General features: G+C 44.6%; 19 protein-coding genes and 1 other RNA gene. 13 read left to right on the top strand and 7 right to left on the bottom strand.

The annotated features are described in order from the left end of the window. Positions 1 to 40 precede the first annotated feature (40 nt). A complete protein-coding gene (locus MOX91_RS05475; protein WP_370397076.1) occupies positions 41 to 1,021 on the bottom strand; it encodes a LacI family DNA-binding transcriptional regulator in 981 nt (326 codons plus the stop codon). Positions 1,022 to 1,135: 114 nt separating this feature from the next. Between MOX91_RS05475 and uxaC the strand changes: the two genes are divergently transcribed. The 6 genes from uxaC (at position 1,136) to uxuA (ending at position 8,746) form a co-directional block, all read left to right on the top strand. Next, on the top strand, positions 1,136 to 2,539 hold the full coding sequence (gene uxaC / locus MOX91_RS05470) for a glucuronate isomerase (RefSeq protein WP_370397075.1): 1,404 nt from the start codon (positions 1,136 to 1,138) through the stop codon (positions 2,537 to 2,539). A gap of 21 nt (positions 2,540 to 2,560) precedes the next feature. Beyond that, positions 2,561 to 3,706, top strand: coding sequence for a Gfo/Idh/MocA family protein (locus MOX91_RS05465; RefSeq protein WP_370397074.1), 1,146 nt, complete (start codon positions 2,561 to 2,563; stop codon positions 3,704 to 3,706). A gap of 1 nt (position 3,707) precedes the next feature. Then, positions 3,708 to 4,802: a Gfo/Idh/MocA family protein gene (locus MOX91_RS05460; protein WP_370397073.1), complete on the top strand. Its 1,095-nt coding sequence runs from the start codon at positions 3,708 to 3,710 to the stop codon at positions 4,800 to 4,802. Then, positions 4,799 to 6,631: a hypothetical protein gene (locus MOX91_RS05455; protein WP_370397072.1), complete on the top strand. Its 1,833-nt coding sequence runs from the start codon at positions 4,799 to 4,801 to the stop codon at positions 6,629 to 6,631. The genes MOX91_RS05460 and MOX91_RS05455 overlap by 4 nt, the downstream gene beginning before the upstream one ends. A gap of 91 nt (positions 6,632 to 6,722) precedes the next feature. Beyond that, entirely contained in the window at positions 6,723 to 7,538 is an 816-nt protein-coding gene (locus tag MOX91_RS05450) for an SDR family oxidoreductase (RefSeq protein ID WP_370397071.1), read from the top strand. A gap of 26 nt (positions 7,539 to 7,564) precedes the next feature. Further along, on the top strand, positions 7,565 to 8,746 hold the full coding sequence (gene uxuA / locus MOX91_RS05445; RefSeq protein WP_370397133.1) for a mannonate dehydratase: 1,182 nt from the start codon (positions 7,565 to 7,567) through the stop codon (positions 8,744 to 8,746). Positions 8,747 to 8,934: 188 nt separating this feature from the next. On the opposite strand, the gene MOX91_RS05440 is transcribed toward uxuA, so the two are convergent. Beyond that, on the bottom strand, positions 8,935 to 12,177 hold the full coding sequence (locus MOX91_RS05440) for a glycosyl hydrolase 2 galactose-binding domain-containing protein (RefSeq protein WP_370397070.1): 3,243 nt from the start codon (positions 12,175 to 12,177) through the stop codon (positions 8,935 to 8,937). A gap of 111 nt (positions 12,178 to 12,288) precedes the next feature. Beyond that, positions 12,289 to 15,549, bottom strand: coding sequence for an SEL1-like repeat protein (locus MOX91_RS05435; protein ID WP_370397069.1), 3,261 nt, complete (start codon positions 15,547 to 15,549; stop codon positions 12,289 to 12,291). Between the two features lie 149 nt (positions 15,550 to 15,698). On the opposite strand from MOX91_RS05435, the gene MOX91_RS05430 reads away from it, so the two are divergent. After that, positions 15,699 to 16,595, top strand: a complete 897-nt coding sequence (locus MOX91_RS05430) for a polyprenyl synthetase family protein (RefSeq protein WP_370397068.1) — start codon at positions 15,699 to 15,701, stop codon at positions 16,593 to 16,595. A gap of 10 nt (positions 16,596 to 16,605) precedes the next feature. Then, positions 16,606 to 17,784, top strand: a complete 1,179-nt coding sequence (gene fabV, locus MOX91_RS05425) for an enoyl-ACP reductase FabV (protein WP_370397067.1) — start codon at positions 16,606 to 16,608, stop codon at positions 17,782 to 17,784. 46 nt (positions 17,785 to 17,830) lie between these two features. Here the strand turns inward: fabV and MOX91_RS05420 are convergent, their stop codons facing one another. Next, a complete protein-coding gene (locus MOX91_RS05420) occupies positions 17,831 to 18,829 on the bottom strand; it encodes a cation diffusion facilitator family transporter (RefSeq protein WP_370397066.1) in 999 nt (332 codons plus the stop codon). Between the two features lie 408 nt (positions 18,830 to 19,237). After that, positions 19,238 to 19,465, bottom strand: a complete 228-nt coding sequence (locus MOX91_RS05415; protein WP_370397065.1) for a ferredoxin — start codon at positions 19,463 to 19,465, stop codon at positions 19,238 to 19,240. Between the two features lie 182 nt (positions 19,466 to 19,647). On the opposite strand from MOX91_RS05415, the gene rnpB reads away from it, so the two are divergent. The 4 genes from rnpB (at position 19,648) to mnmA (ending at position 23,216) form a co-directional block, all read left to right on the top strand. Beyond that, positions 19,648 to 20,030: RNase P RNA component class A (gene rnpB / locus MOX91_RS05410), an RNA gene on the top strand. A 21-nt stretch (positions 20,031 to 20,051) separates the two neighbouring features. After that, complete coding sequence (locus MOX91_RS05405) at positions 20,052 to 20,957, top strand: efflux RND transporter periplasmic adaptor subunit (protein WP_370397064.1); 906 nt, start codon at positions 20,052 to 20,054, stop codon at positions 20,955 to 20,957. Next, positions 20,957 to 22,141, top strand: coding sequence for an ABC transporter permease DevC (devC, locus tag MOX91_RS05400; protein WP_370397063.1), 1,185 nt, complete (start codon positions 20,957 to 20,959; stop codon positions 22,139 to 22,141). The genes MOX91_RS05405 and devC overlap by 1 nt, the downstream gene beginning before the upstream one ends. Position 22,142: 1 nt before the next feature. After that, entirely contained in the window at positions 22,143 to 23,216 is a 1,074-nt protein-coding gene (mnmA, locus tag MOX91_RS05395) for a tRNA 2-thiouridine(34) synthase MnmA (protein WP_370397062.1), read from the top strand. 1 nt (position 23,217) lies between these two features. Here the strand turns inward: mnmA and MOX91_RS05390 are convergent, their stop codons facing one another. Together MOX91_RS05390 and MOX91_RS05385 are read right to left on the bottom strand one after the other, a co-directional pair. After that, on the bottom strand, positions 23,218 to 24,318 hold the full coding sequence (locus MOX91_RS05390; protein WP_370397061.1) for an HNH endonuclease family protein: 1,101 nt from the start codon (positions 24,316 to 24,318) through the stop codon (positions 23,218 to 23,220). Beyond that, entirely contained in the window at positions 24,315 to 25,277 is a 963-nt protein-coding gene (locus MOX91_RS05385; protein WP_370397060.1) for an adenine-specific methyltransferase EcoRI family protein, read from the bottom strand. Before MOX91_RS05385 ends, MOX91_RS05390 begins: the two co-directional genes overlap by 4 nt. Positions 25,278 to 25,514: 237 nt before the next feature. Between MOX91_RS05385 and MOX91_RS05380 the strand changes: the two genes are divergently transcribed. After that, positions 25,515 to 26,111, top strand: a complete 597-nt coding sequence (locus tag MOX91_RS05380; protein ID WP_370397059.1) for a recombinase family protein — start codon at positions 25,515 to 25,517, stop codon at positions 26,109 to 26,111. Positions 26,112 to 26,114 lie beyond the last annotated feature (3 nt).

Raw genomic sequence — 26,114 nt, 5'->3', positions numbered from 1 at the left:
AAAAACACAAGCATTTTTTAAAAAATCGAAAGCTCAGAAATCAGCTTCTTACAGAAGATGTGCGGATAACCAGTTCGCCCTCGCAATCGAAATGCCCGTTGCCCTGTCCTTTCGCGACTGCGTAGAACGCCTTGCGCACCGCTATGTCAACAGACTGTCGGTAGGACGTGATGGACGGCATAAAGCATGCGGAAGTTGAAATATCGTCAAAACCGGTTATCAGAATATCATGCGGAACGCGAATACCCGCCTGTGCAAAGCGTTTTATTATGCTCATTGCAATGACGTCGGAAGCGCAGACAACGGCGTCGGGCAAATCGCCCTTTTTCAAGATTATTTCAGCCAAATCGACGCCCGAATCCATATCGTTTTCGCAAAGGCTGTTTAGCGAATACGCCTGCGCGAACCTTTCACCGGTGAAAGAATTTAAAAATGCCGTTTCCCTTCGGGAATGGATGGATGTGTTTCGGCGGGCAAAAACAACTTTTGAAACTTTTTGCTCCAAAAGATGGCTTCTGATTGAGTTCATCGCCAAATTTTCGTCAACCGACGCCGAAAGCTTCAACTCGCCGTCCTCCCCGTGCCCGATTCTTGCAATTGGGATTTCCTTGAAATCTGAAAGCCACGACATGTTGCCGTATGAACCGACGATTATGATGCCGTCAACATTGTGCTTGTAAAGCGGGCGCAAACTCTGCTCGGAAACGGAGCGGTTTGTAAGCCCCACCAAAAGTATTGAGAAATTTTCATCGTTTGCGACTTTTTGAAGCTCGCCTATCACCTTCGTAAAAAATGGGTCGTAAAAGTCGTAAACCACCACCCCGATTGTCGCGCTCTTTTTGCCTTTCAAGGAAAGCGCAGCAAGGCTCGGAACATAGTTCATCTTTTTTGCAAGGCTTTCAACTTCTTTGATGATTTCGCTTCTTATGCCGATTTCTTCCGCCCTGCCCGACAGAACCCTCGAAACCAAAGAGGTTGAAACTCCCAATTTTTTCGCTATGTCTTTTTGCGTGACTTTCATACAGACTAAATATATAAATTTTCCTCATTCTGCAAAAGCGGGCGCGTTTTGTCGAGTTTTTAAATAAAAAAGATTGACTAAGTGTTCAATCGAATGAGATTATGAAAAGTGCTTATGGTACATTTTATAAACGACAATTTTCTTTTGCTAAACGAAACATCGAAAGAGCTGTATTTCAAATACGCAAAACCGATGCCCATCATAGACTTCCACTGCCATCTCCCTCCACAGGAGATTGCCGAAGACAAGCACTGGGAAAACATCGCCCAAGTTTTTTTGGGCGGCGACCACTACAAGTGGCGCGCAATGCGCTCAAACGGCATTGACGAAAAATTCATAACAGGCGACGCCTCAGACCGCGAAAAGTTTGAAAAATTCGCGGAAACAATGCCAAAACTTTTGAGAAATCCCATCTACCACTGGACCCATCTTGAACTCGCGCGCTTTTTCGGCATAGACGACGTTCTGCTAAGCCCGAAAACATCCGACGAAATTTGGAGCCGCGCAAACGAAGTCCTGCAAAACGGGCTTGGCGCGAGAAAGTGCATGAAAGTCGCCTACGACGTAAAAACCGTATGCACCACCGACGACCCCGCAAGCGACTTGAAATACCATAAGCAAATAGCAAAAGAAAACATCGGCGTAAAAGTCCTGCCGACTTTCCGCCCCGACAAGGCGCATTCGGTAGAAGCTCCGCAAGCTTTTGCCTCATACATGAAAGAGCTTGGCGAAAGCGCAAACATTGAAATCGAAAAATTTGAAGACCTGATTGCGGCTCTCAAAAACCGCCACGACTATTTCCACTCAATGGGTTGCCGAATGTCCGACAACGGCGTTCCCACCCTCTGGCACGAAGAGGCTTCCGAAAGCGAATTGGACGCAATTTTAAAAACCGCCATGTCGGGAAAGCCCGTTTCCGAAAAAGAGCTTGCGCAGTTTAAAAGCGCGGTTTTAACGCAGTGCGCGATTATGGACTACGACTGCGGCTGGACTCGCCAGCTCCACATAGGGCCAATGCGCAACAATAACGCAAAAATGCTAAAATCCATCGGGGTTGACACGGGTTTTGACTCAATCGGAGAAGCAAATTTCGCGCTTCCGCTTTCAAAGCACTTGGACAATCTGAATTCGATGGACGCGCTCGGCAAAACAATTCTTTACAATCTGCACCCGAAAGACACTGAAATGCTCGCTACGATGGCGGGAAATTTCCAAGACAGTCTCTGCCCGGGAAAAATCCAATACGGCGCGGGATGGTGGTTCTTGGACCAGATTGACGGTATGAAAAAACAGACGGAAGCCCTTTCTTCCCTCGGACTTTTAAGCAGGTTTGTGGGAATGCTCACAGACTCGCGCTCATTCCTTTCCTACTCGCGCCACGAATATTACCGCAGAATTTTGTGCAATCTCTTGGGAGACGAAATGGAAAAGGGCATTTTGCCGAACGATTTGGAGCTTGTCGGTCAAATGGTTTCCGACATATCATACAACAACGCCGCAAACTATTTCAAATTCTAATACAACTTACAGGAGGAAAACATGCTGAAAATTGGTTTAATAGGCTTGGGGCCGATAGGCTCGCTTCACATCGACAATCTGACTTCGGGCGCGGTAAAAGATGCCGAACTTTCATGCGTGTGCGACATGCGCAAAGTGGACAATCCTAAAATCGCCGATATCCCGTTTTACTCAGACATCGACCAGATGATAAAAGAAGGGGGCGCGGACGCAATCGTTATCGCAACCCCCTCTTTCACTCACTTTGAGCTTGCGAAAAAATGCCTGCTTGCAGGCAAAAATGTCCTTGTCGAAAAGCCGATATCGCTTTGCACTGCCGATGCAAAGAAGTTGGAAGCCCTCGCGAAAGACTGCGGAAAAATTTGCGCCGTCATGTTAAACCAACGCACAACTCCGATTTACAAGCGCATAAAAGAGATGGTTTCTTCGGGAGAAATCGGCAAGGTAAACAGGGTGTCGTGGAACATGACAAACTGGTTCAGACCCCAGATTTACTTTGACATGAGCGCATGGCGCGGGCTTTGGAAAGGCGAAGCGGGCGGAGTGCTCATAAATCAGGCAATCCACAACATCGACGCTTTTGCGTGGATTTTCGGCTTGCCGCAGTCGCTCAGAGCGTGGTGCAAGTTCGGCAAATACCACAATATTGAAGTGGAAGACGAAGTGACCTGCTATATGGAATACCCCGAAAACATGACGGCTACTTTCATAACTTCAAGCGGAGAGCACCCCGGATCAAACAGATTTGAAATTTCGGGCGACAAAGCCTACGTTGTCTCCGAAGACGGCAAGCTTAAAATCCACAAGTTTGTTGGCGGTTCGCTACGCGAGTTTACGCTTGACACAAAGTACGCTTTCGGCACTCCCGAAACGGTTGAAACAGTGGAAGAGTTTGAAGGCAAAGGCGGGCAGCACGCGGAAGTCATGAACAACTTTGTTTCGGCGTGCCTTGGCAAGTCAAAGTGCGATTACGACGCCTCGCAGGGCGTGCTGTCTCTTACTCTTGCAAACGCAATGCTTCTTTCGTCGTTTAAAAATTCGGAAATTCCCGTTCCGTTCGACGATGAATTGTATGCAAAAATTCTCGCAGAAAAACAGGCGTCGAGCGAACTTCGTAAAGAGGTGCGCAAAGATTTCATCTTGGACTTCAAAAAATCATTCCGCTAAAATGCAAAAACACGCGACAGGATACGATTATGTTCCCGACGGCGGAAGCCGAAAAGTCGTAAAAGACGGCGAATTGAAATTTGCGGCGGCAGGGCTTGACCACGGACATATATACGCGATGACCCAAGGCATGCTTTCAACGGGCGCGGAATGCAAATACGTCTGGGATTTCGATAAAAACAAAATCGCGGAATTTCAAAAACGCTTCTCGTTTATAAAAGCCGCAAGCTCACTTGAAGAAATATTATCAGACCCCGAAATTAAGCTGGTTGCCAATGCGGGAATACCCGCAAAACGCTTCGACATGGGGAAAAAAGTTTTAAGCGCGGGCAAAGACTTCTTTGTGGACAAGCCCCCTTTTACGACCTTGGCGCAGCTCGAAGAAGCCGAAAGTCTCGCAAAAGAAACAGGGAAAAAATATATGCCCTACTTCGCCGAAAGAGTGCATAACGAAGCGGCGGAAAAGGCGAACGAACTGGTAAAATCGGGCGCAATAGGCAAGGTTTTGCAAGTCCTGATTTTGGCGCCCCACAGGCTTTCAAAAAACGCCCGCCCCGAATGGTTTTTCAAAAAAGACCTGTACGGCGGAATCTTGTGCGACATAGGCTCGCACCAGTTTGAGCAGTTTTTGGAATTTACGGGCTGCGACGAAGCCGAAATTTTGAGCGCGAGGGCGGAAAACATGGCAAATCCCGAATACCCCGAATTGCAGGATTTCGGGGAGGCTCTCGTCAAAACGAAAAACGGGGCGTCATGCTATTGCAGGGTTGACTGGTTTACGCCCGACGGGCTTCCCGTATGGGGAGACGGCAGAACTTTCATTTTGGGCACAAAAGGATACATCGAAATACGCAAATACATAGACTATTCAAAAGAAGGCAATCCGCCCCAGACTTTGTACTGCGCCGACAGCCTCGGAGTGCGCCGCATAGACTGCCGCGGGCTGGGCTTCCCTTTCTTTGCAAACTTCGCCCTCGACATATTAAACAGGACAGAAAACGCGATGGCGCAATCGCACGCATTCGCGGCGGCTCGGCTATGCCTTAACGCGCAGTTAAAAGCAGACCAAAATTTCAACACTAAAAATCCATCATGAGCGAACAATCCAAAACTACAAATCTCCAGCTTGAAGCGGACAGAAAAAAAATCCTGAACGCGAAAGCGCAAGGCAAGCTTGCAACAATTAAAACTTACCTGAAATATTCTGCCCCCGGTTTTTTGCAAAGCGCGACAACGCTTGGCGGAGGATCTCTCGCATCCGCCCTGTATCTCGGCGTTTTGGGCGGATGCTGCTTTATGTGGCTCCAGCCTTTTGCAATGGTTTTGGGCATAATTACATTGTCGGCAATAGCATACATATCGCTATCCATAACCGAAAAGCCGATGCGCGAACTGAACTCGAACATAAGCCCGATTTTGGGCTACGGTTGGGCGGTCGCCTCAATGGTGGCGTGTCTTGTGAACGCAATGCCGCAATTTGCGCTGGGAGTCGCGTCCATCCAGCAAAATATTTTCAGCGGCATCGTGCCAATGGGAAAAGTTAGCGAATGCGTGATAACTTTCTGCTTCTTCTTGGCGGCAATGGGGCTTATTTTGCTCTACTCCGCGGGCGGCAAGGCGGCAAAAATCTTTGAGCGCATCATCACTTTGAGCGTCGCAACGATTGTAATATGCTTTTTCAGCGTCGTCATATTTCTTGCGACTCAGGGCGAAATCGACTGGGCAAAAGTATTCAGGGGCTTTATCCCCAATCTGTCAGTGTTAAGCGCGCCATCTCCCGACTTTATGGTTTATTTGAACCAACTCGGCGACGGTGCAAGGGAATTTTGGTCAAGCTCCATCGTAAAAGAACAGCGCGATGTCATAATTTCAGCCTCCGCGATGGCGGTCGGAATCAACATGACATTCCTCTTCCCCTATTCAATGTTAAAAAAGGGCTGGGACAAAGACTTCCGCGGGCTTGCGATTTTCAACCTCTGTTCAAGCCTCTTCATTCCGTTTTTGCTCGCGACCTCCTGCATCGTGATTGCGGCGGCTTCGCAATTCCACGCAAAGCCCGTGGACGGCTTGGTTGATGCGGCTTGGTCAACAAACCAAGTGCAAGGCGAAATCGTAAAATCTGTCCCGATGGCATACGTCGATAATTCGGGCAAGTACCAAAACTACATAAAAGAGCTTGTGCCAAACGGCGCAAAGGTAATTTATTTAACGCTTCAAAAAGACAAGGCTCTTCCGCCGGAAAACCTCGTAGCCCCCTATCTCAACCTGCTTGAAAAAAGTATGATAAGCCAAGGAAACAACGCTCTCGGATTCCTTCCTATTTCCGCAAAACTTGCGTTAATGCAAAACCAAAACAAGGTTGAAAAGCAAGTGGTTTCAATGCTCGTAAAAAGAGACGCAATGAATCTTGCCTCTACGCTTGCCCCGCTCGTCGGAGACAAAGTCGCAAAATACATCTTCGGGCTTGGCGTTTTCGGAATGGCGATGAACGCTACGCTTATGAACATGCTTATATGCGGTCTTTGCTTCGCTGAAATTTTCGGAAAATTCGGCAACCGCAAATGGGAGATAATCGGGTCGTCCCTCGTATTTTTCAGCGCGTGCGTATCGCTCTTTTTGGCGGGAGCAAAAATGTGGCTTGTTATCTACGCAGGCGTGATAACAATGGTGCTTCTGCCCGTTGCAAGCGGCTCGTTCCTCGCTATATTAAACAGCAAAAACATATTAAAAGACGCCGCTCCGCGCGGTCTTTCAAGAGTTGCGTGGAACGCCCTTTTGGGAATGACGCTCCTTTGCACTTCGATTGCAAGCCTTTACGTTTTGCACAGCAAAATAGGGATTGCGGGACCGATTGCGTTCTTTACATTTATGGCGGTTGTTGTAATAAACTACATTCTCTTGCAAAATAAAAAGAAAAACGCATAAAAAATTTAAAGACGCACCCGAAAAAGTGCGTCTTTTTTTAGCTTAAAAAAGCTTGTGAAAAGGACAAAACAGACTTTAATTTAACTCCATAATGAAAAATATTTTTGACATCAAAAACAAAGTAATCGTGGTAACAGGCGCAACAGGCGTCCTCGCGGGAGCCGCCGCAAAATACTTGGCAAGCCAAGGCGCAAACGTCGTGTTTTTGGGCAGGCGCGAAGAAAAGCTGCAAGAAGCGGTTGCCGCCGCGAAAAAATCGGGAAGCGACGCAATGTACTGCGTCTGCGACGTGCTGGACAAATCGTCCCTCGAAAAGGCAAACGAAGCAATTTTGGCAAAATACGGCAGAATTGACGTCCTGATAAACGGTGCGGGCGGAAACATGCCAGGGGCAACCATAACTCCCGACAAAACTTTCTTCGACCTCGATTTCGCGCAGTGGCAGGCAGTTTTAAGCCTCAATTTGGGCGGAACTGTCTTGCCGACTTTGGTATTCGGCAAATCCTTTGAACGCCAAAAAAAGGGCGTTGTAATCAACTTCTCCTCAATGTCGTCAACCCAGGCTCTCACAAGGGTTATGGGGTATTCAAACGCAAAAGCGGGCGTTGACAACCTCACAAGGTGGCTCGCGGTGGAATTTGCAAAGAAATTCGGCTCTGGCGTAAGAGTAAATGCCCTTGCCCCAGGATTTTTCATAAGCGACCAAAACAGGGCTCTTTTGACAAATCCCGACGGCTCTTACACTGAACGCGGCAACGATGTAATCAAAAAAACGCCTTTCGGCAAGTTCGGCGTCGCCGAAGACTTGTTTGGCACAATACATTTCCTCGCAAGCGACGCTTCGGCTTTCCTGACGGGTACGGTAATTCCCGTTGACGGCGGCTTTTCGTGCTTTTCGGGAGTATAAAGGAGATTTTCAAAATGAAAGAGTATTTGACAGAAGGATTCAGGTGGTACGGAAAGCGCGACCACGTAAGCTTGCAATATATTCGCCAGTCAGGGGCAACCGATGTGTTCTCGTCCTTGCACGAAATTCCATACGGCGAAGTTTGGAGCATAGACGCGATTAAAGCGCACCAAAAAATCTGCGCCGATGCGGGGCTTAACTGGTCGGTAGTGGAATCCCTGCCCGTACACGAAGACATAAAAACACAGCGCGGCAACTGGAAAAAATACATAGAAAATTACAAAATAAGCCTGCGAAACCTCGCAGAATGCGGAATAAAAATCATAATTTACAATTTCATGCCCGTTCTCGACTGGATTAGAACCGACTTGAAATTCAGGCTGCCTGACGGCTCGCGCTGCCTGCGCTTTGACGCGGCGCAATTCGCGGCATTCGACATGTTCGTCTTAAAAAGAAACGGTGCAGAAAACACATATTCGGAAGAAATAAAATCCCGCGCAAAAAAATTCTTCGACGCCCTTTCGCCAAGCCAAATTTCCGAATTTGAAAGCTCCATCATGGACGTTTTCCCGGGATGCAAAATGGGCTTGAAGGCGGAAGACCTGCGCAGAATGCTCGCAAATTACGAGGGCATTGACGAAAAGAAATTGAAGGAAAACCTCGCATACTTCTTAAGGGAAGTCACTCCTGTCGCCGCCGAACTGGGGCAGAAAATGGCAATACACCCCGACGACCCGCCATTTGACGTTTTGGGACTTCCGCGCATTGCAAGCAATGTTGAAGATTTTAAAGACATTGTAAATTCCTGCGATAATTCCGCAAACGGAATTTGCTTCTGCACGGGCTCTTTGAGCGCAAGCGCGAAGAACGACCTGCCAAAAATGATAGACGAGTTGCAGGACAAGATTTTCTGCACCCACCTGCGCTCCACAAAAATAGAAGAGGACGGCTCTTTCTACGAAGCGGGACATCTGGAAGGCGGAGTTCCGATGCCTGTTGTCGTCGAAAAGCTGATGGAATTGCAGGGCAAGCGCAAGGCTGCGGGCGAGCCGCTCTTGGTTTTCCGCCCCGACCACGGAAGAGACATGGCAGACGACCTTGAAAAGAAATTCCCCGACAATCCCGGCTATAACTTCATAGGCAGAATGAAAGGGCTTGCCGAAATCCGCGGACTGATGCGCGGAATCATGTATAAAGATTCAAAATAAGAAAACAAAAAGCGGAAACACAATTCCGCTTTTTTTATTTCTGCCTAACACCTTGCGCAAAATTTATCATATTTGATTTTTAGAAAATCCTTTTCCGGAAGAAAGATATGTAAATTCATTTAAATTGAACGCAAAAAAAAGACTTCGGGAATCGAAGCCTTTTGCAATTATTTATATAAAGCTTATTCTTACTGTGGAAGAACTTCTATGCCGGCTATTTGAGGGTCGCGCTTGTCCCCTTCAAAGCGCGGCGCGCCGCCATACAAGTGAATGTTAATCTTGCCTTCGGCGTCAGACGGAATGTCCTTAAATTCTTCGATTACTGCCTTGCATGGCATTCCCGCTTCTTTTACCACGTCGTAGTCTTTTAGAACTTCTTTGCCGTTGATTTTAACATTGAACGCCCTCTGGTTAGGTTTCCTGTCTTCGCCTTGATCGACAAAGTGCAGGCGCACGGTGTAAAGCGAACCCGGCTTGCCCGAAAGATATGCGTTATAAGAACAGTCAGCCCAGCGCACTGTTCTATAAACGTCTTTGGGCGCGGGATTTTTTAGTCCGTAGGTCTTCATGTCCTGCGTTGAGTATCCCATCCAGATTTCCATTCCCCCGGGGTCTTTTTCAAAGTTGCCGCGGTTGTATCCTCCGCAATTTATGCGCACTGCATCTTTGCGGACAGGCTCGCGCGCGATAAAGTCAAAACCGTTTTTGCCCCACTTTTCGTTGTTGACGTCGGCATTTTTGTTTTGCGAAACGTACAAAGACTCCTTTACCTTTACATTCCAGCCGTCAACCTTAATTACGGGAGAATCTCCTTTCAAGTCTTCCTTTCGGCATTCGATTGCAATGCACTTGGTTTCGTTCGGAACAAGCGAGACGTAATTATCGGAATAGAACGCGGGCAAAATTCTCTTTTTTGACTTTTTGCCCTGCAACTGCAAGTGCGCCATAAGCGCAATGTTTGGCGTCTTATTTTTGATTATCATTTCCAAAACTACCCGATTGCCGACCATGCGCATATTCGTCTTGGTTTCGAGCAGGACTTCCGGCAGATTGTTTAAGTCTTTCATGTCGTCGGCAGAAGCAAGCCAATTATCGTCATTTAAGCGTTTTGAATCCGCAGGATTTGCCGCGCAATTATGCCAATAGAAGTTTTCAGAAACCAAACTTTTGTCGCTAAAAAGTTTTAACTTTATGAAATGAACCTTGCTTGTTTCTTTCGGAAATTTCACATCGGCAATTTTTTCGACACTGGTTTTGCCGACTTTGATTGCGCTAAAATTCTTTTTAAAAGCGACAGTTCCGTCCAAATTATAAACGGCAAGTTCAGCCCTCAGCCCTGAAAGCGGATTTCGTGTGTGGTTTACAATTTGAATAACGCCGCCGTCAGCTTCGCTATACTGAATATGGATTGGCTCGTTGGCGTTTTTAATGGCAAAGAATGTCGCGTTTGGCTCCAAGTCGTATTGAATCATCTGCCAGACGAAGCTCGGCTGTGCGGGGATTGTCATCCAAAGCAAAACACCCTGCGCGGGGTTAAACATTCTGGAAAGCCTGCCCTCATACATCGCCTTGTGCGACTCATAATTCATAATTTGCGATTTGCGCACAAAGTCAGGCAAATTGATTGGCGCGCCAAGGCGTGTTGTCATGAAGCGGATATGCTTTCTGCCGTCTCCTGCGCAATAGTTGTGCTCCGCCCAGGAATCCGTCACGCCAAACCATTCGCTTTTTGGGAACATGCCTTGAATGGACTCAATGGTGGGAACAGACAGCGCGCCGATTTCGGTTTTGAAAGTTTCGTTTTTATTGAAGCGCGGACTTTCCATATAACGCTGAAATGCGACTTGCGGAAACCAGCAGTAAGGCCCGCCCGAATTAAAGCCAAGCTTGTCTCCCGAATTTGCCTGATAATGGCGAAGCGGATCAAGCTCCAAAACCAGCGCGCGCATCTTGTCGTTTAAATACTTGGGCGGAGTAGCCTCGTTTCTCCCGCACCACAAGACGATTGACGGGTGGTTGCGGTAATTTAAAATCTTGTCGCGCATATTGGAAAGATAAACCAAATTGTTTTGCGGCTCTGCAAACTGCCAAAACTCCTCCCAGAGCATAATTCCGTATTTGTCGCAAAACTCCGCAAGCTCATCGGTTCTGCTTTGACCGCCCCAGTTTCTAATCATGTTTAAATTTGCGTCGCGGTGCATTTTAACCTGCGTTTCAAGCCTGTCGAGGTTTAGACGCTTCAAGGATTCGTCCATACCCCAGTTTCCGCCTTTCATAAATACCCTTACGCCGTTTATGGAAAGCGCGAAATTTTTGTTGCCCTCCTCAAAATACTCGAACTTGCGAATACCGAAATTAAGGTTTCTGACATCGCTTTCGCGCCCTTCGACATCAACAGACAACTCAAGCTTGTACATTTCAGGCTTTCCCAGCCCGTTGCACCACCAAAGGCGAGGATTTTTTATGTTGAGCTGCTCAAATTCCTGCGGAGTAAATTTTATAACCGCACTTTCCCAGCCTTTTAATTCGATTTCCTTTTTAAGTTTCACGCCCTCAAACTCAATTTTTACCAATGCCTTTTTGGGATATTCAGATACATTCTTGACGGGAACATCTATCGACACCGTTGCCAAATCCAGCTTCGACAAATCGGGCAAGTCTGTTTTTACATAGGGATCTTCCAACAAGACATCGCCGCTTGCCGCCAAATATACGCGGTTCCAAATGCCGCTGTTTCTGTCGCGAATACCCGACTGCCAGTCCCAGCCCTGAGAGCTCGAAAAGCTTGCCGCGTCCATGCAAGACTCTCCCCCGCAAGGTCCGCTCGTCGTTCCCATTGTGTGTTCCGACGGAATGCCGGGGTTGGGCGGCGGAGAAACCCTGACCGCAATAACCGACGGCTTGCCCGCGTCCACTTTAAAATCTTTTGTGATGTCGAAATTTTCCCTGATAAACGCGCCGTTTATGTTGCCTAATTTTCTGCCGTTTAGCCAGACTTCGGAATTGTAGTTTACGCCCGTAAATTTCAGCCAAATGCGCCTTCCTTTAAAATCTTCGGGAATATTTACGACAGTCCTGTACCACCAATCCTTGCGACACAAAGACTCGGGGATTTTTTCGGGGCGATTGTTTTCGTCATACAAAGGCTCGTCATAAATCTTGTTATTTACAAGAGTTGTAAGAACCGTTCCCGGGACTGTCGCCTTATGCCAATTTTGAGGCTCGTAAGAAAGGGTTGAAAGCTTCTTGCCCTCTGCGGGAAGCTTGGTTTGGTTTTGCTCAAACCAGTCCCCTTTCAGAGCTTCCTCATGGACGATTTCAGAATCCTGCAACATCCACCCCGAATTAAGCTCGATTTTATCCAAATTTTGCGAAAACAAAGTTGAAAACGCAAAAAGACTAATCCCCGCACAAACATATAATCTTTTCATGATAAAAGAATTAAATTCAATTTCTTTGATTGTCAAGATACCAAATTCAAAACACAAAAAAGAGCGCAGCTTCCCGCGCCCTTTTGACTTATGCCTTTATAAACTTATAAACTATTTCCTTAAATTCTTTTTCAAGTCTTCAAGCCATTTTCTGCCGAAAGGCAAAACATATCCGTAATTAATGCTGTTTTCTGTTATTGTCGGGCATCCATTTATAAAATTGTTATTTTTCAATTTTGCGATGTATTCTCTACTCTTTGCCTCGTCGCGCCCGACGCCGATGCCGTTAGAGTAAATATACGCAAATGTTAGCGGAACATCTATTTTGCTTCCCTGCCTTTCCATTTCTTTTAAAATCTCTAGCCCCTCCGCAACATTTGCCTCAACTCCGACTCCCGTTATCAAATGGTGCGCCTTGCGGAGTTTTATGCCACTATCCTTTGCATTCAATTTTTCCATTTCAAGAAGAGTATCCCACGCGAGTTTTTCATCGCGATATTCGGGCGGATCAAAGTTCTTGTTTTCTGTTGCATAGCGGTAAACCGTAAACAAAGCTTCTTTTTTGTTTATGCCGCGCCTAATGAGTTCATTTAGAAATTTTGTCGCAAACTCCTTGTTTAAAGGCGCGCGGTTTTTGTAAATGGAATGCCTGCCCCTTAGCGCGCTTGTAATTCCAAAGACATCATCAGGCGAAATTTTTTTATAAAGCGCGTCAATCTTTTTTTCGTCTTTTTCAAGCCCCGCCACGCCATTTTCCATGCAGTAAATCAAGACGGCAGGCGCGTATGTTCCGCATCTTTTATCTTCGGAAAGATTCTTTAAAATTTCGACCGCTTTTTTCTCGTCTTTTTCGACTCCCAAGCCGCATAAATAATGGGTTGCAAGGCGTTCCATTGCCTCGTTTTTGTTGTAGGAATTTCTCTTTTTCGCCGCAATGTTTGCAACTTCAAACGCCTTCTTCAAGTCGCTGCTCGGTCGGTTTTCGAGAGCGTAAAACCTGTAAATATATTCGAGTTTTTCGCCTTCGTATTTTGGAGAATGGATTGCCATCTGATAGAGCCTGTCAATCCTCTCAAATTTTTCAGGGTGCTTGTGCGACGGGATTTCAGTGCCTGCAAGATTTAAAACAGCCTCCACATCATTTGGATTTTTTTGAACGAGCAATTCATTCAGATAATCTTTGCGCGATTTTTCTGCTTCGCTCCAAAAACCATATTCGTATAAAAATTTTACCATAAGCGAAAGCTGTTTTGTATTCAAACTTTCCGCTTTTCTGAAAAGCTCTTCTGATTTTTCCTCATTTTTGGTAACGCCCAAGCCTTTCTTGTAAAGGATTGCAAAAATTTCGTCTTTTATAAACGGCTTTATCTTCTTTGACGAATTTAAATATTTTACGAGAGCCGAATACCTTTTTTGGTGAGCAAATACCTTAAAAATGCTTGAATCTGAAAACGCGTCAAAATATTTATCGTCCCTATTTCGCCCTATTTGGCATGCTTCTTTCACAAGCGCGTCATCTGGCAAAATTTTTGATAAACGCGTTAAAGCATCAGTTTGCTCAAAAGTATCCGTATATCCATTTTCGACGGCTTCCCTGTACAACTTCAAAGCCTCTTCAAGATTGCCTGCTTCCAAAAGCTTTTGGCATTCCTTCATGCAGAAGTCGGCAGTTCGGTTTTCCTTGCTGTAATTATTGGCAATTTCGATAATTTCACTCGGCAATTTAATTTCGATTATCTTTCCATTTACGAAAGTATTGCGGGTCTCTTGAATTTCCAAGATGTCCCTCAACACCCAATCTTTGTGTTCACCTTTTAAATTTTTGAGATTTCCAATATACTCTCTTAAAAGTTTTTTTGCGCCTTCAATATCTTTTTCGGTATTCCTGCCCTCGCACATGCAAAACAGCACATACTGCAAAAAGCCTATATTGCGGCATTCTTTATCATTTTCGAGATGGCTTTTTAAAATCTTAAACGCAAGTTTTCTGTCTTCCGAATCTTCCTGCTCTTCGCAAGCCTCGATGTCGGAAAGATAGCCATGCATTTTAATTTTCATCAAGTCTTCTTTTGACAAGTTGAAAGACTTGTCGGTTTTGATTTCCTCAAGAATTTTTTTGCCGCTTGGCGACCTTGCCAAAAAATCGGCATAGTTTAAAACTCCGAAATTTTTTAGTATAAATTTCGCGAAATCTTCATTAAAAATTATATTAAGAGAATATAGCGGAGGAAAGCCTTGGATTTCGCTTTTGAATTTTGCCATAAATTCCCGCGATTTTTCCAAATTTTCCGCGCCGCCCAATTTTTCAAAGACATAGGCAAGCTTCAATATTTCAAACGGAGTTTCCTTCCTTGCCTGCAACCTATCTTTGATTTCGGCATAATTCGGATTTTTGGATAGCATGTCAATTTCAATTAAAACTCTTTCAAAAAGAAGTTTATCTTCGCGCTCTTTTGCAAAAGTTTCGCTTTTTAAAAGCTCTTCCAAAAGTCCGCGAACCAAGCTAAAATTGCGTTCATTTTGACTTTTATTTATTGCAAACGCATTCGTCATTGAAAACCAAATTGGAAAAACAGCAAAGTTTGAAGTGTTTTTGAAATTAGAAGATACAAAGGAGGTCAATTCATCTTTAATTTGAGCATCGTCAGTTGTAAGCAAGTGGTAAAAAGTTTTGTCGATCGGATTAAAAGAGTGGTTTTTCTTGTACTCTTTTAGAAGCTTTAAATATTCAGCCTTGTAATACGGCTTTTTTTCTTTGCTGTTTTCAAGAATCTCAAAAACAAAATTCAAAACTCTATACTCCGGCAATACATTCTTGCCTTTTATTTCTTCATATATTTTTTCTGCCTCGGTTAAAAAGAAATCAAAATTTTCATCTCTTGATAAATTGCTATCCAACATAATTGCAAGTGCGCACTTTTGCGCGATGCCGCTTATGTTCATGCCGAAAATATCGTCTCTATAAATTTCGGCATAAGATGACAATGCCATTTCTTTCATGATAAACCCGACATCATCAGGATTTATTATATACATATTGTCGCCGTACACCAAGTCTGCGCTCGGCGCATTTTTAATTTCGGCATTTTCTTTAAATTTCGGCAAAAGCATATCAAGCCCTGTTTTTAGCAGGAAAAATTGCCCCGAAACAAATACATTTGCGCCCTTTTTCAAATCGCCCACGATTGTCAGTTTTTGCTCAGAATCTGCGGAAAAAATAAAAGTAAATTTTGAGCCGTCCTGCCAAAACTCCCGTTTAACAGACTTTTCAAAGTCTGAAAACGCGAGATTATCGGACATTTCGCCCGCAAAAGATACGGAATTTAAAAGCGACGTTAAAGCCAGAACAAAAGTAAAAATGTATTTTTTCATTACGGGAAAGAGGTTATAGACGAGATTTAAGAGACGCCAACAGGTTAAACTATTAAATAACAATTTGTCAATCATAGAATTACAGGATTGGCCGCCGAAACAATAAAAATTGACTTTTTTCGGTATCTATTCGAGAATTTAAAGCCATTATGAAAAAAGAAGAATTTAAAAAGGCATTTGAAGAAAAACGCCAAATGGTTGAAGACGCTATAGAAAAATATCTCCCGCCATCGGACGCACGCCCGTCGCTCATACACCAGGCAATGCGCTACTCCATGAAAGTCGGCGGCAAACGCCTGCGCCCCATCTTGCTTTTGGCGTCTTACGAACTCCTGCCGTCATCATTAGACCCGCTTCCAGCATGCGTCGCAATCGAGAGCATGCACACCTATTCGCTAATCCATGACGACCTTCCCGCAATGGACAATTCCGACTTGCGAAGGGGAAAGCCCACCTGCCACAAGCAGTTTGACGAAGCCATGGCACTCCTTGCGGGAGACGCTCTTTTGACATTCTCGCTCTGGTTCTTGGCAGAATCTTACAAGGATAGCCCCAAAGTTGCGGCAAACTTGGTGCGCGACCTCGGAGAAGCGGGCGGCAGTTTCAAGATGATTGGCGGGCAAGTCGAAGACGTGCTCGGAGAGCGCGACGGCAAAATGACGCCCGAAAAGCTAAACTTCATCCACGAAAACAAAACAGCGGCTCTCATTACGGCGGCTATCACGATGGGCATACGCCTTGCGGATTCATCGGACGATGAAAAATTCAAGCTCGCAAGGGAAATCGGCTACAACGTCGGCATGGCTTTCCAGGTAATCGACGACATTTTGGACGCGACAAGCGACACCGAAACCATGGGCAAAACTGTGCGTCTCGACGCGGCTGACGGAAAGCTCACATATGTCAACTTGTACGGCATTGAAAAATCGCGCGAGATTGCGGCGGATTTCTCAAACAAGGCGATAGAAGCCTGCAAAAAGCTTACGGGAAAAGACGAAAGCTTCTTGAAGGACTTGATTTTATATATGCAAAACCGCATCAACTAAAAGGGAAATTATGGTAGTAGAACCCAAAGTGAAAGGTTTTTTGTGCATCACTTCGCATCCGAAGGGCTGCACAAAAAACGTTGAAAATCAAATCGAATACGTAAAGCAAAAAGGTGCAATGAAAAACGGCTGCAAAACAGCCTTAATCATCGGCGCATCAACAGGATACGGACTGGCAAGCCGCATATGCGCGGCGTTCGGTTGCAATGCAGACACAATTGGCGTTTTCTTTGAACGCCCCGCCGATCCCGAAAGAGGCAGAACCGCAAGCGCGGGCTGGTACAACACTGTTGCGTTTACCAAAAAAGCCGAAGAGGCAGGTCTTTACGCCGCCAACATAAACGGCGACGCCTTTTCAGATGAAATCAAGCAAAAGACGATTGAAGCCATAAAAAATTCACCCTCCGGCAAGGTCGATTTAATCGTCTATTCTCTCGCTTCCCCCCGCCGCACAGATCCCAAAACGGGCGAAACATACAAGAGCGTATTAAAAGCGGTCGGAGAACCCGCGCGCAACAAGTCTCTTGATACCGACAAGGGGCAGATTGTGGAAGTGACCGTTCCGGTTGCAACGGAAAAGGAAATTTCAGACACCATAAAAGTAATGGGCGGCGAAGACTGGGAGCTTTGGATTAAAGCCCTCGACGAAGCCGGCGTGATTGCGGAAGGCTGTACGTCGCTTGCCTACACCTACATCGGGCCCAAGCTCACCTACCCGATTTACCGCGAAGGCACAATCGGGCAGGCAAAAAAAGATTTGGAAAAAGCCGCAGAACGAATAGACGCCACATTAAAAATCCATCGCGGAAAAGCTTTTATTTCAGCGAACAAGGCTCTTGTGACGCAGGCAAGCTCGGCTATTCCCGTAGTTCCCTTATATATTTCAATACTTTACAAGGTAATGAAAGAAAAAGGCATACACGAAGGCTGTATCGAACAAATTGAGCGACTCTTTTCAACCCAGCTTTACAACGACAACTGCCTGAACTATCAGGACGACGGTCTTGTCCATATCGACGACCTTGAAATGCGCCAAGACGTTCAAGACGGCGTTTTCGGGCTTTGGGACAAAATCGAAACTTCCAATTTGAAAGAGCTTACGGATTTTGAAGGCTATCAAAAGGAATTTTTAAAACTCTTCGGCTTCGGGCTTGAAGGAGTTGACTACCAAGAAGACGTTGAAATTTAAGAAAAAAAGAGAATGTCAAAAAGGGACGGTTCGCCGCCCCTTTTTTTTAGTGCTTTTCGACTTCCGTCATGCAGTTTATGGTAAGAATTTCACGCGAATGGAAAGGCTCTGAGCGCAATGAGCAATTCTCCATTTGGCAATGCTTGCACTGCTCGGGTTTGCACGGGTCGAAATGGACCGAAAACAAAATCTTGTCCGAAAAATTTTCGCGCATGGCATCCTTCAATTTTTCATAGGCGCAATGCCCTTCCGAAATGTTGTAGTATCTCGGCAAAGTCAGGTCGCAATCCACATAGAAATAAGAGCCGTACTTTATTATTTTCAAATTGTGGATGTTTATCCAGTCGCTTTGCATATTACCATTTATCGCGCCAAGCATTTTTTCGAGAGACTCCCCGTCCGCCTTGTCGGTCAAGTTTGCGATTGTCTTTCTTAAAATGCCAAATCCCGCAAACAAAATCAAAAATCCGAAAACCGCCGCAAGAACACAGTCGAGCCACAAATAGCCCGTCAAGCGGACGGCGACAAGCCCCAAAACAAGCCCGATGGTCGAATAAGTATCGCTTTTTAAGTGTTTGCCGCTTGCGACAAGGGCGATTGAATCGTGCTTGCGCCCCATGTTCACGCTGATCTGCCCCATAATGAAATTGGCAAGCCCCGAAAGCGCAACAATCGCAATGCCCAAATCCAAACGGCTTATTGCCTGGGCGTTAAAAAACCTGCCCGCCGCCTCAAAAATAATAAGCCCGCCCGCCAAGATAATCATCATTGCCTCCAAAGAAGCGGAAAGAAGCTCGATTTTGCCGTGCCCGAAAGGATGGTCGCCGTCTTTTGGCATGCTTGCGCAATAAATGCAGTAAAGGCTCGCCAATCCCGCCAAAACATTCACAATGCTTTCCATTGCATCGGTAAATATGGCAACGGAATTTGTCAAAAAATACGCCGCAAATTTTGCGGCAAGCAAAACGGCTGAACCGCAAACTATCCACGACTGCGCGCGAAATTTCAACTTTGCCTCGTTTTCTGCGAAAGTATTTTTATCCATAACAAAACAAGAAAATCCGCTGTCTTGCATTTTGTAAAATCAAATTTTCGCCGCGCTGCAAAAAAAACGAAATCGCGCGCGCGACAAACTCCCCTGCAAAAAAACGGGCGTTCCAAAGAAGAACGCCCGCCTTAACCATTATAACATTGAATATGAAAAACAGTACGTTTACCCAAAAGATATATTAACGTATTGTATTTTCAATATCGGCAAAAAATTTTCCGCTTTAATTTTTTTCCAAAAAAACGCCGCAAGCAAAAATCGCGCCAAATAAGCGCAAATTGAATAAATTTTGCCATTATTTGCAACAACTTATAAAAAAGCGGAGAATGCCCGCCTGCGGCTCAAAATTGCAAAAAAAAAGGCTTTCCGCCAAAAGGAAAGCCCGAGGAAAATTTATCTTAACGATTATTCGCCGTCGTCGCCGATTGCCTGTACAGGGCAGGAATCCTTGGCTTCGTTTGCCAAAGAAAGCTCTTCGTCGTTTTCAGGCTGGCGGGAAACAAACGCTCCGCCGTCGCCCATTGAGAAATTGTCGGGAGCAGTGCCGTTGCAAAGTCCGCATTCGATGCATTGTTTGTCGACATAGAATTTGCCGGGTACATTATTTTCGTTTTTGTCTGCTTTGTCTGCCATAGTTTTAACTTTTTGATTTTGTTGTTGAAAAATTCGATAGACCGCTATCGCTTAATTATCTTATAGTCGTACAAAATCGCCTTTTCGTCAATCTTTTTTCAAGATATTTCCCAATTTTGCAATCTGCGCGCGCCGAAATTTTTATCTTGCAAAAAGATGGCGAATAACAAGCATATTTCATTGTCGGGAAGTGCGCATTCGCTTCTTAAAAGGAAGAGGAAAGTCCGGACACCACAGAGCGGAATTCCGATTGAAAAGTCGGGGAACGTTTTTGGGTCAAAAACTTGAATAACGTTCACGGAAAGTGCCACAGAAAACAAACCGCCGGGAAATCGGCAAGGGTGAAAAGGCGGGGTAAGAGCCCACCGCGCTGCAAAGCAATTTGCGGCGGCACGGCAAACCCAATTCGGTGCAAGACAGCGTAAGAAGAAGGGCTGCTCGTCCGCTAATCTTCGGGTATGTCGCACTCCTTGCGGAGACGCTTCGGCGTAGATAAATGAATGCTATGGCGCAAAGAAACGCCTTTGCGCCGAAACAGAATTCGGCTTACAGCTTCCCGACGCAAACTTTTAAAACAAAACAGATTATGAAGAAATTTCTACTGCCAATGGCATTTGCAGCAATCTGCGCGTCGTTAAACGCGCAGGAAACAGTGGCCTGCCTCGGCAAAATCACGGCGTCTGAAACCATCGCCCGATTTGCCGCCCCCTCCCCGATGGGCTCTACTCCCATAGTAGAGCAAATATTCGTAAAAAAAGGCGATGAAGTCGCAAAAGGGCAGAAAATCGCGATTCTAAAGGGAAGCGCAAAAGCGGAAGCGGCTCTTGAAAAATCAAAGGCAAACCTAACCGCCCTGAAATCTTCATGCGAAATTTCAATAGAGGAAATAAAAAACCAGATAGAAGAGCTTGCCGGAACTTACGAGCAAAATATTGACGTCCTCAAAAAAGACCCTCCGCGCGTCGAACGCGAAAAGATAAACTACGAGCAAAAGTCAATTCTCCGCAAGCTTAACCAGTCGAAAAACATGCTCGAACTCGTCAAGGCGGACGCGAAAAATAAAATCGCCCTTGCAGAAATTTCAGTTAAGGAAGCGCAGGCAGTTCTTGACGAATTTATTTTGGCAAGCCCGATTTCGGGCAAAATCGTCGAGATAAATTCAAAGCTTGGCGAAGTCGTGAGCGAAGGCGGAATTTGCGAAATTTCCGACACTTCCTCAATGTTCGTCGAAGCCGAAGTATATGTCAGCGACATCTCGAAAGTGAAAACAGGCGACGAATGCGAATGCGTCCCAGAAGCACTGGGAAACGAGGTTTTAAAAGGCAGGGTTTTTGAAATATCCCCGTATGTCAAAAGCAACCGCCTTTTCAGCCAAGACCCCGCGGAATTTACCGACCGCAAAGTAATTTTCGTAAAAATCAAGCTGGATAATCCTGAAAAAGTTAAGAACTTGATAGGCTCGCTTGTCCGCGTCAAGATTTCGGCAAAGTAATGGGGCTTTTCAAGAAGATATTGTGGCGCGCCATTCCGCTTGGAATTCCCCTTTCCTGGTTGCAACTTACGGGAGAGAAAAAACGTTTTTACGTCGCGCTTGCGGGCATTACGTTTGCAGTTGCAATGATGTTGTTTCAGATGGGACTCCGAGCCGCGCTTTTCAAGCAGGTAATAGCCCCAATCGCATTGCTAAACGCCGACTTGGTTGTAGTCGGCAGCCACTATGAATATTTCGGAGTTGGAAGAGGCTTTCCCGACATCCGCTTAGACCAGGCTTACGCACTCGATTCAGTCGAGTACGCAACGCCGCTTAAACTCGGCACAATGTCGTTTAAAAATGTCGATACGGGACAGGAGCGGGACATTTTCGCAATAGCCTACGACCCGTCAAAAAAAACCTTCCTGCCGAAAGACATAAATAGCGGGAATGAAGCCCTCAAAAAACGCGGCTCAATTTTATTCGACAAGCTCTCCCGGGAACAATACGGCGAAGTCGAACGGGCTTTCTTGAAAAATCCGCACCTTGAAACCGAAGTCGGCGGGAAACGCGTTAAAATAGAAGGGCTTGTTGAAATCGGGGCGACATTCGCGGCAGACGGCAATGTTCTCATGAGCATTCAAACATTCGATGAAATGTGGAGCGCGCCAAAATGCGTGGTAAACGTCGGCGTCATAAAGCTAAAAGACGGCTTCGACGCCAAAGAGGAAGTTCAAAAGCTGAAAAAAATCCTGCCAAGCGACGTTTCGGTAATGACAAAACAACAGTTTATCGACAAAGAGCGCGACTATTGGGATAAGCGCACGCCAATCGGCTTTGTGATTTCAGCCTCAATGGCGGTCGCAATCTTTGTGGGAGCCATAATAGTCTATCAAATTCTATATACCGACGTCACTGACCATCTCCCTGAATACGCAACATTGAAGGCGATAGGCTTTGACGACAAATTCTTTATAAGCGTCATTTTCCAAGAATCGCTTATACTCTCTGTTCTCGGATTTATCCCAGGGAGTGCAATCGCCGCCCTGCTCTACTACGCAACGCGAGAAATCGCAAATATGCCCACCTATCTGACTTTCACAAACCTTTCAATAGTATTTCTTCTAACAGTTTTTATGTGCGCTTCGGCGGGGCTTTTGGCAACCCGAAAACTGCGCGCGGCAAACCCCGCAGACATCTTTTAAAATGAAAATAATGGCGGCTCTTTCAGGCGGAGTGGACTCCGCAGTGGCTGCCCTGCTTTTAAAACAGCAGGGCTACGACGTATGCGGCGCATACATGAAAACATGGATGAACGAGGACGCTTCAAGCTTTATGGGCGATTGCCCGTGGCATCAGGACATAATAGATGCGGAAGCGTGCGCGAAAAAAATCGGAATTGATTTTGAAGTAGTCGATTTCATAAAGGAATACCGCGAACAAATCGTGGAATATATGGTTGACGGCTACAAGCGTGGAATCACCCCCAACCCCGACGTTATGTGCAACCGCAGAATGAAGTTCGGCAAATTTCTCGACTTCGCAAAATCGCGCGGCTGCGATGTCGTGGCAACGGGACACTACTGCGCTTCAACCGAAAATTTTGACGGCACAAAAGACCTCTTAATCGGGGCAGACCCAAGCAAAGACCAGTCATACTTCCTCGCGATGATTACCCAAGCCCAGCTGCAATCGGCAAGCTTTCCCATCGGCTCTCTATTAAAAAGCGAAGTGAGGGAAATCGCAAAAATGAACGGACTGCCGAACTGCGACAAAAAAGACAGCCAGGGAATATGCTTCTTGGGCAAAATCAAAATACAAGACTTTTTGCGCGAATTTATCGAAGAAAAACCCGGCGACATAATAAACGCCGAAGGAAAAACAGTCGGAAGACACAAAGGGCTTTTCAACTACACAATTGGACAGCGCAAGGGAATAGGAGTTCCATCAAACACCGACAACAAAAATTATGTCGTGGTCGCAAAAGATTTTGAAAACAACGTGCTCCGTATAGACTTCGATTCGCCGACCCAGCCCGACTTGTGGAAAACGGAAGTCGAAGTTGAAAACATAAACTGGATAAACAAGACACTTTCGGAGGAAACGGAAATCGAAACGCGCGTAAGATACCGCGACGGTCTTGTGAAAAGCAAATTCACGCCCCTTTCGGACGGGACTGCAAGAGTGGAATTTTCCGAACCGCAAAGGGCAATCGCAAGCGGGCAAATTCTCGCGCTTTACCGCGGCAACACCCTCCTTGGCGGCGCAGTATATAAGTAGGCTATTTTCCGCTTTTAGTGCGGTTGCAGTTTTTACACAACATTTGACAGTTTTCAGGAACTGTTTTTCCACCTTTACTCCAAGGAGTGATATGGTCGGCTTCCATATCCTTTATTTCAAAAGTTTTCTTGTAATGCGGGCAAACCCCGTTTTGGCGTTCATACGCGCTTCTTCTCATCGAATCGGAAAAAGCCCGAATATTCAAATGCTTCTCGTTTCCGTCCAAAAGATATTCGTAAATGCCTTTTTTGTTTGAAACATCATCGTCTTCCATAAGGACTTTTACGCGCTCTTCAATTTTTGCGGCATTTAAATCAGCATATTTATATTTGTTGTATAAAAATCCCCATTCAATACCTTTCATTTCCTTTCTATAATTATTGAAAATAATATTTATCCAGCTAATGACGTTTTGAAAATACTGCCAAAGCTCGCCCGCATTTTCGTCATTTTGATGCAAAGACATGTATTTATCTATGGAAATTTTTTCATCGCATATCCATTTGATTGCAGTTTCTAAAAAATCTTGGCGAATGGGAGATCCCTTTAAATAATCTTTACCCAAATTGTAAGCCGCGCAATTTGTCTTGCTGAAGTGCCGCTTGGCGTCCGTAAGCCAAGTTCCTGTATGAACGGCATTTAGAATTTCCTGATTTGTCAGGACTTCTCCCGCAATATTTATAATTTTAAACCAGTCAATGACCTCCTCGTCAATCCCTTCACAGATATATACCATCAATTTATAATTAAGTATTTTTTCTCTTCTGTCGTCTGTAAGGTTGTGGAAAGAAAGCTCATATCCGTCCCATTTTATAGAAAAATCATTTTCCACATATCGGCAAATACTGATTGTGCGTTGCTGCCCGTCCAAGAGCTCAAAATTGCCGTCTTTGTTTTTAAACCAATACATTATGTTAAGAGGAAATCCCTTGCGAATGGTTTGTATTACCTCGTTGCGCTTTTCGTCATTATAAACAAATTCGCGTTGATATGCAGGGCGTATATTCAACTTTCCTCCATATCCCCAAACACCGTCTTCCTGATTGTCAATATACCCTTCAACCAAGTCTCTTACCAAAATTTCTTTAAGCTCTATTTTCATTTTTTACGTCTCCTAATTAAAATTCTACGATATAAACCTTTCCCTTTTATTATATTTATATCGTCTGCAAAATCTTGACCATCATGATAACGACTATCACCCAAAATTTCAAATTGCGCTGGATTGTACTTATCTAAAAATGTAATGGGTACTCCCATTACTCCGTCATAATCGCAAGGGATATCAACAACTTTATCAACATTGATAGCTTCGTAATTATCATACTTGGGAAACTCTTGTGGCGTATATTTTTTATACAGAATAAGATTTTCATTGCGCTTTCTATGATCAAGATTTGTAAACCAACAAGCTTGAATATGCTTCATCTTTCTTCCATCTACAATTTTTTCATATTTTTCTTCATCGTCAGGAAGAAAAAGCCACATATCATCATTTATATTTCTAACTCCTAACCATAGATGATTTTCTTTAATTGCCTTAAAAACTTCTTTGTATGTTACTGCATTTTTATTCCCAATTATTAAAAACTTTTTACCGTACTCCATAAGTTGCGCAACATATTCCCTGAAAAGCGAAAATGGGGGATTTGTAACAACAATGTCTGCCTGCTTTAAAAGCTCTATGCATTCATCGCTTCTGAAATCTCCGTCTCCATTAAATTCCCTTATTCCGATTTCATTGGCATCGGGAACTCTGTTGCCGTTTTTATCGCCATTATATTCAAGCCATATCGCCTTTTCAACATCATGTTTGGAAAACCAGTCTGCATCTTGATTTTTATAGCAAGTGGAAATCAGTTTTTTTAAACCTAGATACTCAAAGTTGTAGCTAAAATATTTAAAGAAGTTGCTTACGCGCGGGTCGTCGCAATTACACAAAACAGTTTTGCCATTAAAATGGCTTTTATAATGTTTCAGCTCCTTTTCAATATCTGAAAGTTGCGTATAAAATTCATCTTTCTTTTGTTTTTTTGCGGAATGTAAAGTTTGGTTTGCCATAAAAAGCGCAAACTTTAACCATTCTTGCTTCCATTTTAGGTATTATCCCCAATCGTCAAAAAATAGGAACAGTTTTTTAAACACACCCAAACCAAATTTTAACCTACAACATCATGTCAAGAAAACATTGAAAAAAACACCACTTTAACCTATTGCATTCATCATATTAAAAAATGTTTAAAAAACTGTTCCTATTTTTGTACAATATCATAAAATAATGTAAAGAAAAAAATCAACATGAAGACATACGCCTACATAAGAGTAAGCTGCGACAAGCAGTCAACTAAAACCCAAAAATACGAAATAACAAAATTTGCCAAAGATAAAAATATAATAATCGACAAGTGGATAGAAGAAACCATTAGCGGGACAAAAAAAGTAGAAGACCGCAAACTTGGAAATCTACTAAAAAAAATGAATAAAAGCGACACCTTGATAATTTCAGAAATGTCAAGGCTTAGCCGCAACTTAATGGGAATTATGGCAATATTAAATTCGTCAATTGAAAAACGAACAAACATTATCGCAATAAAAGAAAACTTCCATTTAAGTGACAACATAAATTCAAAAGTGCTTGCTTTTGCCTTTGCCCTTTCGGCGGAAATAGAGCGCAACTTAATTTCTCTGCGCACAAAAGAAGCCATCGCGAGAAAGAAAGCGGAAGGATGCAAAATAGGACGCCCCAAAGGCAGTCGGTTTTCTAAATTAATAAAAAACATCAATGAAATAAAACAGCTTATCAGCGAAGGCTGTTCCAAAAGAAAAATCAAAGATATGTTCGGGGTGAGCCGCTCAACCTTATACAACTTTTTAAAAGAACAAATCCAAAACTAAGCC

It is taken from the genome of Intestinicryptomonas porci (genome assembly GCF_033971905.1).
Classification (GTDB): domain Bacteria; phylum Verrucomicrobiota; class Verrucomicrobiia; order Opitutales; family Intestinicryptomonadaceae; genus Intestinicryptomonas; species Intestinicryptomonas porci.
This window is presented reverse-complemented; position numbering and strand designations above follow the sequence as displayed.

Bases quoted from the DNA above. Each gene is read 5' to 3' on its own strand.
- MOX91_RS05475 (WP_370397076.1), bottom strand. From the start codon at position 1,021: ATGAAAGTCACGCAAAAAGACATAGCGAAAAAATTGGGAGTTTCAACC.
- uxaC (WP_370397075.1), top strand. From the start codon at position 1,136: ATGGTACATTTTATAAACGACAATTTTCTTTTGCTAAACGAAACATCG.
- MOX91_RS05465 (WP_370397074.1), top strand. From the start codon at position 2,561: ATGCTGAAAATTGGTTTAATAGGCTTGGGGCCGATAGGCTCGCTTCAC.
- MOX91_RS05460 (WP_370397073.1), top strand. From the start codon at position 3,708: ATGCAAAAACACGCGACAGGATACGATTATGTTCCCGACGGCGGAAGC.
- MOX91_RS05455 (WP_370397072.1), top strand. From the start codon at position 4,799: ATGAGCGAACAATCCAAAACTACAAATCTCCAGCTTGAAGCGGACAGA.
- MOX91_RS05450 (WP_370397071.1), top strand. From the start codon at position 6,723: ATGAAAAATATTTTTGACATCAAAAACAAAGTAATCGTGGTAACAGGC.
- MOX91_RS05440 (WP_370397070.1), bottom strand. From the start codon at position 12,177: ATGAAAAGATTATATGTTTGTGCGGGGATTAGTCTTTTTGCGTTTTCA.
- MOX91_RS05435 (WP_370397069.1), bottom strand. From the start codon at position 15,549: ATGAAAAAATACATTTTTACTTTTGTTCTGGCTTTAACGTCGCTTTTA.
- MOX91_RS05430 (WP_370397068.1), top strand. From the start codon at position 15,699: ATGAAAAAAGAAGAATTTAAAAAGGCATTTGAAGAAAAACGCCAAATG.
- fabV (WP_370397067.1), top strand. From the start codon at position 16,606: ATGGTAGTAGAACCCAAAGTGAAAGGTTTTTTGTGCATCACTTCGCAT.
- MOX91_RS05420 (WP_370397066.1), bottom strand. From the start codon at position 18,829: ATGGATAAAAATACTTTCGCAGAAAACGAGGCAAAGTTGAAATTTCGC.
- MOX91_RS05415 (WP_370397065.1), bottom strand. From the start codon at position 19,465: ATGGCAGACAAAGCAGACAAAAACGAAAATAATGTACCCGGCAAATTC.
- MOX91_RS05405 (WP_370397064.1), top strand. From the start codon at position 20,052: ATGAAGAAATTTCTACTGCCAATGGCATTTGCAGCAATCTGCGCGTCG.
- devC (WP_370397063.1), top strand. From the start codon at position 20,957: ATGGGGCTTTTCAAGAAGATATTGTGGCGCGCCATTCCGCTTGGAATT.
- mnmA (WP_370397062.1), top strand. From the start codon at position 22,143: ATGAAAATAATGGCGGCTCTTTCAGGCGGAGTGGACTCCGCAGTGGCT.
- MOX91_RS05390 (WP_370397061.1), bottom strand. From the start codon at position 24,318: ATGAAAATAGAGCTTAAAGAAATTTTGGTAAGAGACTTGGTTGAAGGG.
- MOX91_RS05385 (WP_370397060.1), bottom strand. From the start codon at position 25,277: ATGGCAAACCAAACTTTACATTCCGCAAAAAAACAAAAGAAAGATGAA.
- MOX91_RS05380 (WP_370397059.1), top strand. From the start codon at position 25,515: ATGAAGACATACGCCTACATAAGAGTAAGCTGCGACAAGCAGTCAACT.